The organism is Gammaproteobacteria bacterium (assembly GCA_037388465.1).
In the GTDB taxonomy this organism is placed as follows: Bacteria; Pseudomonadota; Gammaproteobacteria; order SpSt-1174; family SpSt-1174; genus JARRKE01.
The window spans coordinates 1-15155 of sequence record JARRKE010000050.1 but is presented as its reverse complement, the minus strand read 5'-3'; the positions used below and the strand labels follow the sequence as shown (position 1 = coordinate 15155).

General features: G+C 61.5%; 17 protein-coding genes and 1 tRNA gene. 15 read left to right on the top strand and 3 right to left on the bottom strand.

Annotation, left to right across the window (positions count from 1 at the left end; all coding sequences use genetic code 11):
- Positions 1-36: 36 nt before the first annotated feature.
- The 12 genes from P8Y64_10020 (at position 37) to proB (ending at position 11226) form a co-directional block, all read left to right on the top strand.
- Positions 37-615: a PilN domain-containing protein gene (locus tag P8Y64_10020; GenBank protein MEJ2060806.1), complete on the top strand. Its 579-nt coding sequence runs from the start codon at positions 37-39 to the stop codon at positions 613-615.
- Between the two features lie 5 nt (positions 616-620).
- A complete protein-coding gene (locus P8Y64_10015; GenBank protein MEJ2060805.1) occupies positions 621-1217 on the top strand; it encodes a type 4a pilus biogenesis protein PilO in 597 nt (198 codons plus the stop codon).
- Positions 1218-1227: 10 nt separating this feature from the next.
- A complete protein-coding gene (locus tag P8Y64_10010; GenBank protein ID MEJ2060804.1) occupies positions 1228-1788 on the top strand; it encodes a pilus assembly protein PilP in 561 nt (186 codons plus the stop codon).
- 17 nt (positions 1789-1805) lie between these two features.
- Positions 1806-3968: a type IV pilus secretin PilQ gene (pilQ, locus tag P8Y64_10005; protein ID MEJ2060803.1), complete on the top strand. Its 2163-nt coding sequence runs from the start codon at positions 1806-1808 to the stop codon at positions 3966-3968.
- A gap of 69 nt (positions 3969-4037) precedes the next feature.
- Entirely contained in the window at positions 4038-4568 is a 531-nt protein-coding gene (gene aroK, locus P8Y64_10000; protein ID MEJ2060802.1) for a shikimate kinase AroK, read from the top strand.
- Positions 4569-4605: 37 nt separating this feature from the next.
- A complete protein-coding gene (gene aroB, locus P8Y64_09995) occupies positions 4606-5685 on the top strand; it encodes a 3-dehydroquinate synthase (GenBank protein ID MEJ2060801.1) in 1080 nt (359 codons plus the stop codon).
- Between the two features lies 1 nt (position 5686).
- Positions 5687-6853, top strand: coding sequence for a deoxyguanosinetriphosphate triphosphohydrolase (locus P8Y64_09990; GenBank protein MEJ2060800.1), 1167 nt, complete (start codon positions 5687-5689; stop codon positions 6851-6853).
- 3 nt (positions 6854-6856) lie between these two features.
- Positions 6857-8353 (top strand): SPOR domain-containing protein, encoded by a 1497-nt coding sequence (locus P8Y64_09985; protein ID MEJ2060799.1) that lies wholly within the window; start codon positions 6857-6859, stop codon positions 8351-8353.
- Between the two features lie 64 nt (positions 8354-8417).
- Positions 8418-8729 (top strand): 50S ribosomal protein L21, encoded by a 312-nt coding sequence (gene rplU, locus P8Y64_09980; protein MEJ2060798.1) that lies wholly within the window; start codon positions 8418-8420, stop codon positions 8727-8729.
- A 13-nt stretch (positions 8730-8742) separates the two neighbouring features.
- Positions 8743-9000, top strand: coding sequence for a 50S ribosomal protein L27 (gene rpmA, locus P8Y64_09975; protein ID MEJ2060797.1), 258 nt, complete (start codon positions 8743-8745; stop codon positions 8998-9000).
- A gap of 92 nt (positions 9001-9092) precedes the next feature.
- Positions 9093-10127 (top strand): GTPase ObgE, encoded by a 1035-nt coding sequence (gene obgE / locus P8Y64_09970; GenBank protein ID MEJ2060796.1) that lies wholly within the window; start codon positions 9093-9095, stop codon positions 10125-10127.
- Complete coding sequence (gene proB / locus P8Y64_09965; protein ID MEJ2060795.1) at positions 10099-11226, top strand: glutamate 5-kinase; 1128 nt, start codon at positions 10099-10101, stop codon at positions 11224-11226. Before obgE ends, proB begins: the two co-directional genes overlap by 29 nt.
- Positions 11227-11238: 12 nt before the next feature.
- On the opposite strand, the gene trmB is transcribed toward proB, so the two are convergent.
- Genes trmB through thiS form a run of 3 tightly spaced genes read right to left on the bottom strand, consistent with a single transcriptional unit; the run spans position 11239 to position 13062 of the window.
- Complete coding sequence (gene trmB / locus P8Y64_09960; GenBank protein MEJ2060794.1) at positions 11239-11997, bottom strand: tRNA (guanosine(46)-N7)-methyltransferase TrmB; 759 nt, start codon at positions 11995-11997, stop codon at positions 11239-11241.
- A gap of 11 nt (positions 11998-12008) precedes the next feature.
- Positions 12009-12827, bottom strand: a complete 819-nt coding sequence (locus tag P8Y64_09955; protein MEJ2060793.1) for a thiazole synthase — start codon at positions 12825-12827, stop codon at positions 12009-12011.
- A gap of 34 nt (positions 12828-12861) precedes the next feature.
- Positions 12862-13062: a sulfur carrier protein ThiS gene (thiS, locus tag P8Y64_09950; protein ID MEJ2060792.1), complete on the bottom strand. Its 201-nt coding sequence runs from the start codon at positions 13060-13062 to the stop codon at positions 12862-12864.
- A 129-nt stretch (positions 13063-13191) separates the two neighbouring features.
- Here thiS and P8Y64_09945 point away from each other — a divergent pair.
- The 3 genes from P8Y64_09945 to P8Y64_09935 form a co-directional block, all read left to right on the top strand.
- Positions 13192-13265, top strand: a tRNA-Gly gene (locus tag P8Y64_09945).
- Between the two features lie 23 nt (positions 13266-13288).
- On the top strand, positions 13289-14314 hold the full coding sequence (locus P8Y64_09940; protein MEJ2060791.1) for an FAD-dependent oxidoreductase: 1026 nt from the start codon (positions 13289-13291) through the stop codon (positions 14312-14314).
- A gap of 41 nt (positions 14315-14355) precedes the next feature.
- Positions 14356-15155: DUF1631 family protein (locus tag P8Y64_09935; protein MEJ2060790.1), on the top strand; the 800-nt coding region annotated here is incomplete at its 3' end.

Below are 15155 nucleotides of genomic sequence, written 5' to 3'. Positions count from 1 at the left end.
TCGCATGCGGCCTGGCACTGAGGAGCTTTACCTGACATGGCGCATATCAACCTCCTTCCCTGGCGCGAAGAACTCCGCAAGGAAAAGCAGCGCGAATTCATTTCGATCGCCTTCTTCGCGGCCATACTCGGCGGCATCCTCGTCTTCTATGCCCATATCCACATGAACGGGCTGATCGATTACCAGAACCAGCGTAATCAGTATCTCGAAAACGAGATCAAACTGGTGGATCAGAAGATTGCCCAGATCAAGCAGCTCGAAGCCACCAAGAAAGCGCTGATTGACCGCATGAACATCATTCAACAGCTGCAGGTCAGCCGTCCCGGGGTGGTGCACCTGTTCGACGAACTGGTCAAAACCTTGCCCGAGGGCATATATCTGACTTCGATGACGGAATCCGGCAAAAAACTCTCCATTGCGGGGATGGCCGATTCGAATGCCCGTGTCTCTGCCTATATGCGCAACCTTGACGCGGCCCCCTGGCTGACAAATCCCAAGCTCGCAATCATTCAGGTGACAGACAAGGAAGGTCGTCGGCTCAGCCGATTCACGCTCACCGTGGACCAAACCACGCCTGATGCCAAAAAGAAGCAACAGGGCGCCAACAAAAGGTAAACGGTATGGATTGGAACGAGATCAAGAATTTCGATATCTCCAGCGTCGATTTCAAAAATATCGGCGCCGCACCGACGCCGGTCAGGGCCGCCCTGATCGTCGTCTTATTCGTTGCCATTCTTTTCGCCGGTTACTACTTTGATACGCGTGACCAGATCACCCAACTGGATCAAGCCCAGAATAAGGAACAAACCCTGCGTCAAACCTTTGAGCGAAAACAGGCCAAGGCGGTCAACCTTGAGGCATACAAGGCACAGCTGGATGAAATGCGCCGCACCTTCGGCACCATGCTCAAACAATTGCCCAGCAAGACCGAGATTCCCAACCTCATCGTGGACATCTCGCAAACCGGGCTGTCGAGCGGACTCGAGATTGATCTGTTCCAACCCCAGAATGAGATCAAGAAAGGGTTTTATGCCGAAAAACCCATCAAACTCGGCGTCCAGGGCACCTATCAGGAACTGGGCAATTTCGTCAGCGGCATTTCATCACTGCCCCGGATTGTGACGTTACATAACATTAAATTAACGCCAACCAAAAACAGCGATGAAATCAAAATGTCCGCCCTTGCCAAAACCTATCGATACCTAGAGGGCAATTGAGGAACCCCGCATGCCTGCCAATGCCCACAAGCCGACTGGACACCTCGCAATCCTGCTAAAAAGTGCTGCGCGCCTGTTGCTGCTCACAGGTTTTGTTTTTGTTGCCGGTTGCGGCAACAACATGTCCGATTTGCAGCAATGGGTTAACAAGGTCAAGGCCGAGAAACACGCCAAGATCGAACCGATCCCTGAGATCAAGCCTCAGGTCACGTTCAAATACCCGCAACACACACGCGACCCCTTCGATTCAAGTGTCCTGTTGTCGAACAAGCAACCCAAATCGGACAGCAGCATCAAAATCGATAAAAATCGTACGCCGGAATATCTCGAAAGCTTCCCGCTCTCCACATTAAAGATGGTGGGTACGATTCAGGAAAAGGGCCTGCTCTGGGCGCTCATTCAAACACCTGACGGCACTATTCAACGCGTCACGACGGGCAATTATATGGGCGAACATGACGGCAAGATTCTGCGTATTTCAAGTAATGCAATCTATTTGCGCGAGATCGTTCCGGACGGTTTTGGCGGTTTCAAGGAACGCCAGACCAAAGTAGCGATCAGCGGTCAATAAGCATGAGGAGCGAGACCATGAATGCACGACCAGCCCCCCAGCACCTGAAGGCACGAGGCATGGCTGATATTCAACATTCGCATCGCTGGCTTCTTGTAGCGCTGCTCCTCCTGTCCCTTGCAGCTGTCGCCTTTCATCCGGCACACGCAGCTGAAGCCGCACAACCCAATGCCCTGACCGGGATCGGCTATACGAGCCTGCCCGGCAATGCGGTGGACATCACCCTCAGCTTCGCACGACCAGCCAAAAAACCTCTGAGCTTCTCGATCGACAACCCGGCCCGGATTGCGCTGGATTTCTCCGATACGCAACTCAAGCTCAAGGCGCGCAGCAAACAAATCGGCGTTGGCCTGGCGCAAAGCGTGAACACGGCCGAAGCCAAGGGTCGTACGCGCGTCGTGATCAGCCTCACCAGCATGGTGAATTATCAGACCAGCGTTGCTGGCAACCAGGTCACGATCCACATCCCCGGCTCTCACACCACCAGTCTCGCCTCGAGCACTGCAGCGGCAGGCGGAGTCTTTGAGCAGACTGCGGGAACCAGCGCGCCCGGCGCCTCCCTGCGCGCAGTCAAGAACATCGATTTCCGCCGAGGCCCCAACGGCGACGGCCGGGTCATCATCACCCTGTCCGACCCCAACACGCCGGTGGACCTCAAAGACCTTAAGGGCAAGATCCGGCTCAGCCTGAAGGGAACAGAGGTCTCCAAGGCGCTGCAGCGCCGGCTTGACGTCACCGACTTCGCCACTCCTGTGGAATATGTCGACACCTACAGCAAGGACGGCAATACCGAAATCATTATTCAGGCCCATGGCAAATACGAGCAACTGGCCTATCAGACCGATAACGTCTTCACCGTCGACATCAAACCGGTGCAGGAACAGGTGGCTGGCGTCGTCAAGAAGCAGGAATTCACCGGCCAGAAACTGTCCCTGAACTTCCAGGATATTCCGGTACGCTCGGTCCTGCAGCTGATGGCTGACTTCACCGGCTTGAACGTTGTCGTCAGCGACAGCGTCAAGGGCAACCTGACCCTGCGTTTGAAAAACGTTCCCTGGGATCAGGCCCTGGACATCATCCTCAAGACCAAGGGTCTGGCGATGCGCAAGAACGGGAACGTCATCCTGATCGCCCCGCAGGAAGAAATCGCCGCCCGCGAAAAACTCGAACTTGAGGCCCAGAAACAAAAGTCCGAACTGGCGCCCCTGGTCACCGAGTACATCCAGGTCAATTATGCTCGTGCCCAGGACCTTGCGGACCTGCTCAAGAAACAGAAGAACTCCCTGCTTTCACCTCGCGGCAACGTCACCGTAGACCCACGCACCAATACGTTGCTGGTGCAGGACACGGCCGAAAAAATCAGCCAGATCCGTGCACTGGTGAACCGCCTCGACGTCCCTGTACGTCAGGTGCTGATTGAATCCCGCGTGGTGATCGCCAGCGACAACTTCAGCCGCGAACTGGGTGTGCGCTTCGGGGTTACCAACAACACCTCACGCACCAGCCCGGTCACAGGCAACGCCTCCATAACCTCAGGCAACCTGAACGCCACCACAAATGTGATTAACGGCGAAACCATCGGTGCGCCCGACCGTTACAACGTCAACCTGCCGGTCAGCAACCCCGCCGGCAGCATCGGACTCGCACTGACCAAGCTGCCGCTCGGCAGCCTGCTGGAACTCGAGCTGTCCGCCGCCCAGGCTGAGGACCGCGCCGAGGTCGTATCCAGTCCCCGCGTAATCACATCCAACCAGACTCCGGCACGCATCGAATCAGGTGTGGAAATCCCATACCAGCAGGCATCCTCCAGTGGTGCCACCAACGTGTCGTTCAAAAAAGCCGTATTGAGCCTGGATGTCACCCCCAACATTACGCCCGATGAGCGGGTTTTCATGGACCTCAAGGTCAACAAGGACAGTGTGGGAACGATCTACGCCGGCGTCCCCAGTATCGACACCCGCGCGATCAACACCCAGGTATTGGTCGATAACGGACAGACCGTGGTACTGGGCGGCATTTACGAAACCGCCAAAAACAATACCGTTAACCGGGTACCCTTCTTCGGAGATCTGCCGCTGATCGGCTACCTGTTCCGCAACAGCGTGAAAAAGAACGACAAAAGCGAGCTGCTGATCTTCGTGACCCCGAAGATCCTCAACAACTCGCTTGCGACCCAATAAGCGGTTACAGCAACAACCCTGGCGAGGGGATGGCATAATTGCCATCCCCTTTTTCTTTAAGTAAGACTCGTGCCAGTTCGCAACGTCTTTCTAATTGGCCCCATGGGGGCGGGTAAGTCCACCATCGGGCGCCAAGTCGCCAAGCGCCTCGACCGGCCTTTCTACGATTGTGACAAGGAGATCGAAGCACGCACCGGCGTGGATATCTCCACGATCTTCGACTACGAATCCGAAGCAGGTTTCCGCGACCGCGAGACCGCCATGCTGGACGAACTGACCCGCAAGGAAGGGATCGTGCTGGCAACGGGGGGCGGCGCCATCCTGCGGCCGGAAAACCGCCGTATGCTGCATGAGCGCGGCCTGGTAATTTATCTCTCGGCTGCCGTCGAGACCCAGGTCGAAAGAACCCGCCATGACCAGGGCCGCCCCCTCCTGCACGGCACCGATCCTCATCTGAAACTCAACGAATTGATGGCTATTCGCGACCCGCTGTACCGCGAAGCCGCCCATGTCACGCTCAAGACCGACGGGCAATCGGTCAAGGCCGTGGCGCGGCGCATCGCACAACTGCTGCAAAACGAGGACAGCGCGCCACACTGAGCTTTCGCGGTCTTCACGCATGCTTTAACATGCGTTTATGCAGACATTGACCGTGGAGCTGGGCGACCGCAGCTATCCTATTTACATTGGCAGCGGGCTGCTCGACCAACCAGAACTCCTCACCAGCCATATTGGCGGCACCACCGCCTTCACCGTCACCAACACCACCGTCGGCCCCCTCTATCTGGACCGCGTGCAGTCTCACCTGGACGGCCTACGCACCCAGACCCTGACGTTGCCGGACGGCGAGGAATACAAGACCCTCGACACTCTGAACCTGATTTATACCGCTCTTTTGGAAGGGCGGTTCGACCGCAACTGCACCCTGATCGCCCTCGGCGGCGGCGTCGTCGGCGACATCACCGGATTCGCCGCGGCCAGCTACCAGCGCGGCGTCCCCTTTATCCAGGTCCCCACCACCCTGCTGGCCATGGTGGACTCATCCGTTGGCGGCAAAACCGGCGTCAACCACCCCCTCGGCAAGAACATGATCGGGGCCTTCCATCAGCCGCAGTGCGTCATCGTCGATACCGGCACCCTGAACACCCTGCCCGATCGCGAACTCAGCGCCGGGATCGCGGAGATCATCAAATACGGCCTGATCAACGATCCTGAGTTTTTCGCCTGGATCGAGGAACACCTCGACGAACTGCTCGCACGCGAGCCCGCCGCACTGGCCTATGCCATCCAGCGTTCCTGCCAGGACAAGGCCGACATCGTCGCTGCAGACGAGCGCGAGGCCGGCCAACGCGCCCTCCTGAATCTCGGCCACACCTTTGGGCATGCCATCGAAACCGGGCTGGGTTACGGCGTCTGGCTGCATGGCGAGGCCGTCGGCTGCGGTATGTATATGGCGGCCCGGCTGTCCCACATGCAGGGATGGATCGACCAGCCGACCCTGGAGCGCATCCGCAGCCTGCTCGAACGCGCGCGCCTGCCGGTTACCTACCCCCCCGAACTTACCGGGTCCCGCATGCGCGAACTGATGGCCGTGGACAAAAAAGTAAAAAACGGCCGACTGCGGCTGGTTCTGTTGAAAGGCATCGGCAAGGCGGTGATTACGGAGAAGTTCGATCCCGATCAGTTGGACAACCTGCTCGCCCACGCCACCGACTGAAATGCCCGCGGACACCGATGCGCGCCTAGCCCTTTATGCCGCCAGTGACAGCGGTTCGAAGGGACGGCGTCACCCGGAACCTGCTCCGTCATACCGCAGTGAGTTCCAGCGCGACCGGGACCGCATCATTCATTCCACGGCATTTCGCAGACTTGAATACAAGACACAGGTCTTCATCAATCATGAAGGCGACCACTTCAGAACCCGGCTGACCCACTCGCTCGAGGTCGCCCAGATTGCGCGTTCCATTTCGCGTGCGCTGCGCCTCAACGAAGACCTGACGGAAGCAATCGCGCTTGCCCACGACCTTGGACATACGCCGTTTGGCCACGCCGGCCAGGAGGCGCTCAACGCCTGCATGAAACCGCACGGCGGTTTCGAGCACAATCTGCAGTCGCTGCGGCTGGTCGATGAACTCGAATCGCGCTATGCGGAGTTTCCTGGCCTGAATCTGACCTTCGAGACCCGCGAAGGCATACTCAAACACTGCGCCCGCACCAAGGCAGAAACACTGGGTGAGGTTGGAGAACGCTTTCTGAAAGGGTGGCAGCCCAGCCTGGAAGCCCAGCTGAACAACCTGGCGGATGAAATCGCCTACAACAATCACGATGTCGACGATGGCCTGCGCGCCGAATTGCTGACCATAGAAGGCCTGCGCGAGATCCCCCTTTTCAACCAGTCATACGAAGACGTACTCAAGGCATATCCGGGACTCGAGGGACGCCGGCTTATCCACGAGACCATCCGCCGCATCATCAACCGCCTGGTGGTCGACCTCGTGGAAACCAGCGCCGAAAATATCCGCCAGGCAGCCCCTCAAAGCCTGGAAGAGGTACGCCATCGCACCTCGCCCCTGATCGGCTTCAGCCCGGAAACGGCCGAGATGAATCTGGAACTGAAACGTTTTTTGCGCCACCACCTGTATCAGCACTACCGCGTTTATCGCATGACCACCAAGTCCAAGCACACCATTCAGCGCCTCTTCGATACCTTCATGGAAGCACCCAAACTGCTGCCGAGCCGCTACCAGCACCAGATTCAAAGCCGCGATGACGCCAAAGAACCCCGTGCCCGAGCACGCGTCATTGCCGACTACATAGCCGGCATGACCGACCGCTACGCGATCGCCGAATACCAACGTCTGTTCGACCCCACCGCTACCTTTTAACCCATGGCCAGCACGATCCTTTCCACGGAATGCATGGACAATCTGGGGCTGCATCGCCAGCCCTTCGCCTCGCATGCCGAGCCCGCCTTCATCTACGCCGACAACACGCTGGACATGACCTTCAATGTCCTGCTTCAGCACGTCTCGGCCGCCGATCGCCCCGTCCTGCTGGAGGCCGAGGCGCAGACCGGAAAGAGCATCATGCTCTATCGTCTGCAACAGGCCACGGCCGGCGAGATCGCCTGGTTACACATCAAAGCCCGCCCCGATACAAGCCTGGCAGCCATCGAGTACGCCCTGCGCAACCAGTGGCCGGTACCCCAGGTACGCAATCCGGAAACCCTGCCGATCGAGGACTACGTATGCGTCCTGATGCAGCACCAGGAACAACCGCTGGGCATCATGATCGACGATGCGAACCAACTGGTGACGCCGGTCCTGGCCGCCCTCACATCCCTGCTGAGCACAGTCGAGTCGCGTTGCGGGAAAATGCCGGCGCTGGTGCTGGCGGCCGAGCAAACCATTGAGCCCAAACTCGCCGAGCTGCATTCCCTCAGCGCGCTGATCAACAGGATCCTGACCGTCAGGCTGCGTACGTTCACGCCGCAACAGACGCGCGACTATATTCACCACCGCCTGCGTGCCGCCGGATTGAACGACGCCGATCTCCCGTCCGAAGACGATATCCGCCCCATTCATCAAAAAACGGGCGGACTGGCCGGCGCGATCAATCCGCTGATCACCCAATTCCTGGAAGACCGATATGGCGAAGGAACCTCCAATGCGGGCAGCAAACTCGGCCGCTGGGTCGTGCCCGCCGCCCTGGTGTTGATCATCATCGGGCTGGGCACATCAATCACCGCCCTTGTCCGCGCGCTACGTAACACCGGTCAGGAGGGCGCCACGGTGGCATCCACCACGTTGGAGCTGCCCAAACCCAGAACCGAAGCCCCGAAACCGCCACCGGCGCCTGATGCAACCACGGCGCCCGCCACACCCGCACCTCAAACAGGCACGGTCAGCCCCAAACCGCCGCAACCGACATCTCAGCCGACCGTCATGCCGGCTGCCAAACCGCCGGCCGCGGTTGCGGCACAACCGCCCGTGGCCGCAGAAACCACGCCTCCCCCCCAGCCGGCCCCCAAACCACGCCCGAAACCGGCGGTGGTGCCATCGCCCAAACCCACGGAAACGCTGCATGACAGCACCTGGCTGCTCAAACAGCCGTCCGACCAGTACATGCTCCAGCTCGTGGGCGTCAGCGACGGCACCCGTCTCAAGGTCTTCGTCAAGGAACACCCCGCGTCACTGCCGCTGGCCTGGTACCAGGGAACCCACCGGGGCGAACCCTGGTTTGTCCTGCTGGCAGGGCCGTTCAAAACCCGCGAGGCCGCCCACGAGGCCGTTGCGGACCTTCCGGAGACCTATCGCAAGCTCGGCCCCTGGGTGCGTTCCCTCGAATCGGTACAGAAATCCATCAAACGCCAAAGCGCGCATTGACGCTGGGCCCGGCAAGCGATAGAATCCCGCCTCTTTTTCACAGCACGTCTGCGGAGTAAACAAGATGTACGCCGTGATCACGACTGGCGGGAAACAGTATCGAGTCGCCGAAGGCGACGTAATTCGCGTCGAGAAATTGACTGCGGAGGCCGGCGACAAGGTCGAGTTCGACCGTGTCCTGATGGTCGGCGAAGGTGAGCAGGTCAAGGTCGGCACCCCCTATGTCGATGGCGGCAAGGTTTCGGGCACCGTGAAGACTCAGGGCCGCGGTGAGAAGATCGAGATCATCAAATTCCGCCGTCGCAAGCATCACCAGAAGCGTACCGGTCATCGCCAGGACTTCACCGAGGTCCAGATCACCGGCATCTCCGGCTGAGAGGTAACGAAACATGGCACATAAGAAGGCAGGCGGCAGCACTCGCAACGGCCGCGATTCCATTTCCAAGCGCCTGGGCGTCAAGCGCTTCGGTGGCCAGGAAGTGATTGCCGGCAACATCCTCGTTCGCCAGCGCGGCAGCAAGTTCCACCCCGGTGCCAACGTCGGCATGGGCAAGGACTACACCCTGTTTGCCAAGACCGACGGCAAGGTCGTGTTCGAGACCAAGGGTCCGCAGCAGCGCAAATACGTGAGCGTCGTTACCGCCTGAACCTGAACAGCGGTTCCACGCTCCGAAAGCCCCGCATTGTCGGGGCTTTTTCGTTGGGCGATTATAATCGTCCGAACACCCAAAGGATCAGCATGAAATTCGTCGACGAAGCCACGATCAAGGTGCAGGCCGGCAAAGGCGGCAACGGCATCGTCAGCTTTCGGCGCGAGAAATACGTCGAATTCGGCGGTCCGGACGGCGGCGACGGCGGTGACGGCGGCAGCATCTTTTTGCGTGCGGACAAGGACCTCAACACCCTGATCGATTTCCGCCACACGCGGTCCTTTCAGGCCGAAAACGGCAAAAGCGGCATGGGCCGCAACATGACCGGCCATGCCGGCGCCGATCTCTATATCCCCGTTCCCGTCGGCACCCTGGCCTACGATGCCGACACCGGCGAACTGATCGGCGACCTGGTCGAGATCGGACAAACCCTGCTGATCGCCCAGGGCGGCTTTCACGGCATCGGCAACGCGCGTTTCAAGAGTTCCACCAACCGGGCGCCGCGCCAGTGCAAGCCCGGCACGCCCGGCGAAGCCCGCAATCTACGCCTCGAGATGCACCTGCTTGCCGACGTCGGCCTGCTGGGCCTGCCCAATGCGGGCAAATCGACGCTGATCAGCGCCGTTTCGGCCGCCAAGCCCAAGATCGCGGACTATCCATTCACCACGCTCTATCCCAATCTCGGCGTGGTACAGACCTCACCGCACCAGAGCTTCGTCATGGCCGACATCCCCGGCCTGATCGAAGGCGCCGCGGAAGGCGCGGGACTGGGTATCCAGTTTCTCAAGCACCTGTCCCGCACCCGGCTGCTGCTGCACCTGGTCGACATCGCGCCCTACGACGAAGATACCGACCCCGCCGAAGAGGTCCGCACCATTGTCGCGGAGCTCGGGCAATACAGCGCCGAACTGGCCGAAAAACCGCGCTGGCTGGTGTGCAACAAGATCGATTTGCTACCCGAGGCGGAGCGGCTCTCGACCTGCCAGGCACTAGTCGACAAACTGGGCTGGGGCGGCCCCTGGTTCGCCATCTCGGCGGCCACCGGCGCGGGATGCGAACAACTCAAAATGGCCATCATGCAGTACCTGGAACAAGATGCCGAAGACGCGACAACAACTGGGTGAAGCACGCCGCTGGGTCGTCAAGATCGGCAGCTCGCTGGTGACCAACGACGGGCGGGGGCTGGATGTTTCCGCCATCACCGGCTGGGCCGAACAGGTCGCCCGCCTGCACCAGCAGGGCAAGCAGATCGTGCTGGTTTCCAGCGGCGCCGTGGCCGAGGGCATGCATCGCCTGGGTTGGAAGCGCCGGCCCCATGCCCTCCACGAGCTGCAGGCCGCCGCGGCCGTGGGCCAGATGGGCCTGGTCGAAACCTACGAACAGCAGTTTCAGAAACACGGCCTGCACGCGGCCCAGGTCCTGCTGACCCATGACGATCTGTCCGACCGCCACCGCTACCTCAATGCGCGCAGCACCCTGCACACCCTGTTGGGCCTGGGCGTGATCCCGGTCGTCAACGAAAACGACACCGTCGCCAGCGAGGAGATCCGCTTCGGCGACAACGACACCCTCGCCGCCATGGTGTCCAACCTGGTGGAAGCCGATCTGCTGGTCCTGCTCACCGATCAGCAGGGGCTGTACGACCGCGACCCGCGTCATCACACGGACGCCAAACTGATTACCGAAGCGCCCGCCAACGACTCGTCCCTGGCCGGATTCGCGGGCCCGTCCGGCACCAACATCGGGCGCGGCGGCATGCTCACCAAGGTCTACGCAGCGCAACGGGCGGCACGCTCGGGCGCGGCCACCATCATCACCTCCGGGCGCGAATCCGAGGTACTGAGGCAGCTAGCCGCCGGTGCCACCATCGGCACCCTGCTGACACCCGACCGCGAACCCCTGGTGGCGCGCAAGCAGTGGATCGCCGGCCAGCTCCAGTCCCGCGGCGAACTGCACCTCGACGCCGGGGCCGCCAAGGTCATCCGCGAATCGGGCCGCAGCCTGCTCGCCGTGGGCGTCAAGCAGGTGCAAGGCGACTTCAAGCGCGGCGAGGTGGTGGCTTGTCTGGACCCCGAAGGACGGGCGATCGCCCGCGGCCTGGTGAACTACTCGGCTGAGGATGCCCGCCGCATCATGGGCAGGCCGAGTGAGGAGATCGAGCCGATCCTGGGCTACGTGGACGAGCCCGAGCTCATCCACCGCGACAACCTGGTCCTGCTGTAACCTCGCAGCCGGCTAGGCACCTTCGCGGCGGTAGAGCAGATCCCACACCCCATGGCCGAGCCGTCCGCCGCGCTGCTCGAACTTGGTCAGCGGACGCGAGGACGGGCGCGGCGAAAACTGCCCGGCACCCGCTTCGTTCTCGAATCCCGGCGCCGCCTCCATCACCTCAAGCATCTGCAGGGCATAATTCTCCCAGTCCGTGGCCAGATGCAGCCGGCCGCCCGGCCGCAAGCGCTCACCCAGCAGGTTCACAAAGGCGGGCTGGACCAGGCGACGCTTGTGATGGCGCTTTTTGGGCCAGGGATCGGGGAAAAATATCTGGATGGTGTCGATGCTTGCCGGGTGGACGTGCCGCTCGAGAATCTCGACGGCATCCCCGCACATGACGCGCAGATTGGTCAGGCCCAGCGCTTCGATGCGCTGCAGCAGATGCCCCACCCCCGGGCGATGCACCTCGATACCCAGGAAATTGCGCGCCGATTCGGCCGCGGCCATGCTGGCCAGGGAATCGCCGTTACCGAAACCGATCTCCAAGGTGAGCGGTGCGGTACGGCCGAACAGGGCATGGAAGTCCAGCCACTGGCCCTTTGCCGGCATATCCACGCCGTAGCGCGGCCACAGCTCCTCCAGCGCCCGGGCCTGGCCGGTGGTCAGCCGCCCCTCGCGGCGGACAAAACTGCGCACCCGTCGACGCTTGGCTTGCGGCGTCGATGCCTGGTCGGCTTCCTGCTCGGGGGGAACCGTGGTGGGCCCGCCTTCCGGTTGTGACATATCGCGACGGGTTAAAAGAACAGGCCTTCAGCGGGCGAGGAGGCCGAAGCATAGCGCTTGCGCGGCATGCGCCCGGCCAGGAATGCCTCGCGTCCCGCCTCGATGCCCTTGCGCATGGCGGAGGCCATCAGCACCGGATTCTTTGCCGCGGCGATGGCGGTGTTCATAAGCACCCCGTCGCAGCCCAGCTCCATCGCCACGGCAGCATCGGAGGCCGTGCCGACACCGGCGTCGACCAGGATCGGTACCTTGGCGTTGGCCACGATCTCGAGGATGTTGTAGGGGTTGCGGACACCCAGGCCGGAACCGATCGGCGCGGCCAGCGGCATGACCGCCACACAGCCCATGTTCTCCAGTTCCCGCGCCATGATCGGGTCGTCATTGGTGTAAACCATGACCTTGAAACCGTCCTTGAGCAGTGTCTCGGCGGCCTTCAGGGTCTCGGTGATGTGGGGGAACAGGGTTTTTTCGTCCCCCAGCACCTCGAGCTTGACCAGATCGTGACCGTCCAGCAGTTCGCGGGCCAGGCGGCAGGTACGCACGGCATCTTCCGCGTTGTAGCAACCCGCCGTATTCGGCAGCAGGGTGTAACGGTCCGGCGACACCACATCCAGCAGGTTCGGTTCGTCCGGGTTCTGGCCGATATTCGTGCGCCGTACGGCGACCGTGACGATTTCCGCGCCACTGGCCTCCAGGGCGCGGCGCGTCTCGTCCAGGTCCTTGTACTTGCCGGTACCGACCAGCAGACGTGAGCGGTAGCTTTGCCCCGCAATGATCAACGGATCGTCGTGTTCGACCGCAGCGGCCTGAGTGTTCGTTACTGTGGACATGCGTATTCCCGTAGAGTGTGCTTGATGGCGGGCCTCATCCACCGCCGATGGCGTGGACGATCTCGACCCTGTCGCCGGCGTGCAGGGTGTGTTCCGCCAGCGTGCTGCGCGGCACGATTTCGGCATTCACCTCCATCGCCAGACGCCGTTCACCCAGTTCGAGCAACGCCACCAGCCCGGCGGCCGTGATGGCTTCCGGCACTTCCCGGCGCTCGCCGTTGAGAATGATTTCCATCATGATCGAGATTTCCAACCCATACTTCAGGTTTTCGTAATATTCTACGTCATCCGGCCGCCGCCGGCCGAATCGCCACACGATACGTGTTGTCGGCGACCGGGCAGCCTTATTAGAATGACGGTCCACGCGGGTGTAGTTCAATGGTAGAACGGGAGCTTCCCAAGCTCTTAACGTGGGTTCGATTCCCATCACCCGCTCCACGCTTTCATATACCCGCCCAGACATGACCGACTGCATCGTCGTCGGTGGCGGCCTGATCGGCATGCTCACCGCACGCTTCCTTGCCGAAGCGGGAGCCGAAGTCACCCTGCTCGAACAGGGCGTACTCGGCCATGAAGCCTCCTGGGCGGGCGGCGGCATCCTCTCGCCGCTTTACCCCTGGCGCTACCCGGACCCGGTCAACCGGCTCGCGGCGTATTCCCAGCCCCTCTATCCGGACCTGGCCCAGCGCCTGTTCGAGGAAACCGGCATCGACCCGGAATGGACCCCCAGCGGACTGCTGGTGCTCGACCGGGAAGACGAACAAGCCGCCAGGGCCTGGGCAGAGCGCTATCAGGCCAGAATCGAGCAATTGGATGACGCCGCCCTGCACAGCGACGAACCGGCGCTCAAAGCCGATTTTGCCACCGGCATGCTGTTTCCCGAAGTGGCCCAGATCCGCAATCCGCGCCTGGTCAAGTCGCTGGCCGCGAGCCTGCCACCGCTCGGCATCAATATCCGCGAGCAGTGTCAGGTCGAATCGCTGGACATCCGGGACGGTCGTATCCAGGCGGTCAGGACCGCCGGCGAGCACCTGAGCGCCGCAAATGTCCTCGTCGCCGGCGGCGCCTGGAGCGGCGGCCTGTTCCCGGCATTTCGCAGCGCCCCCGACATCCGTCCGGTACGCCACTACCTCATCCCGCGCCGCGACGGGCGAATCCTGGCCGGCAGCACGCTGGAAGAGGTCGGCTTCGACAAGCACACCACCGAAAGCGCGCGCCAAGAGCTCACGGCCATCGCCTTCGATCTGGCGCCCGGCCTCGAACAGTTTCCGATCGAAAAGCAATGGTCCGGGCTTCGTCCAGGGTCGCCGCAGGGCATCCCCTATATCGGCGAACACCCGGAAATCCAGGGCCTCTACCTGAACGCGGGCCACTACCGCAACGGCGTGGTCATGGGCCTGGCCTCCGCCGAACTCGCCGCCAGCCAGATCCTGCGGCGGCCGCCGCCACTCGACCCGCGGCCATTTGGACTTGACGCCGCCCAATAACCCAATACGCTCAATGCAATAGCAACAGGGGCAAGGATACCGTGACGACAAATACCGCCGAGCTGATCCAACACCTGCAGCAGGAAGTGAGCAGCGAGCTGTCCCGGACGCTGATCGAGGTGCAGGCCGCTGCGGAACAGGAGCTCGAATCCCAGATTCAGCTCGACCCCGCCCGTTACTACAGCGAAAACACCGAGGCCATCCAGGCCCTCAAGAAACAAAGCCAGCAACTGGTGACGTTTGCCCAGCAGGCACTGCAAGACCTGTTCAACAAACAGCACCGCACCCGCGAACAAGACGAACCGACCTCCTTCGATATCGCCGCCCTCACCCTGGTGGACGAGGCGGATATCGAGGAAAACGTCGCCCTGGAAGGCGTGGCACGCCGCAACCGGGAATGGTTCTCCTCCAAACTCGAAGCCCTGCGCACCGCCCTGCTCGCCCTGCGGGAAAAGACCGGGCGGACGATGAACCCGGACGTGGTCGACCCTCTCACGCATACGGAAATCCTGCGCGACGCGCTCAAGGCCGCGAACCTGCCGCGTCCGCTGCGCATGTCCATGTACCGCCACTCCGAAAAACTCGTTAACGAATCGCTCGAGCGCCTTTACGCCAAGCTCCTCGCCGAGCTGCAGGAACACGCTCTGATCGATGCCCGCGACAACCCGTATTCGGAAAACTTCCGTTACAAGGTCGACAAGCAGCCCCAGCCGGCGCAGCCCTCCCTCGCGGACACCATTACCAACACCCCGCTGACCAGCGCCGAACAACAGCGGCGCCTGCGTTCGCCCATGTATGCCCCGCCCACCCTGCCGGAGCTGGCAGGCCCGCTGCCGGGCGG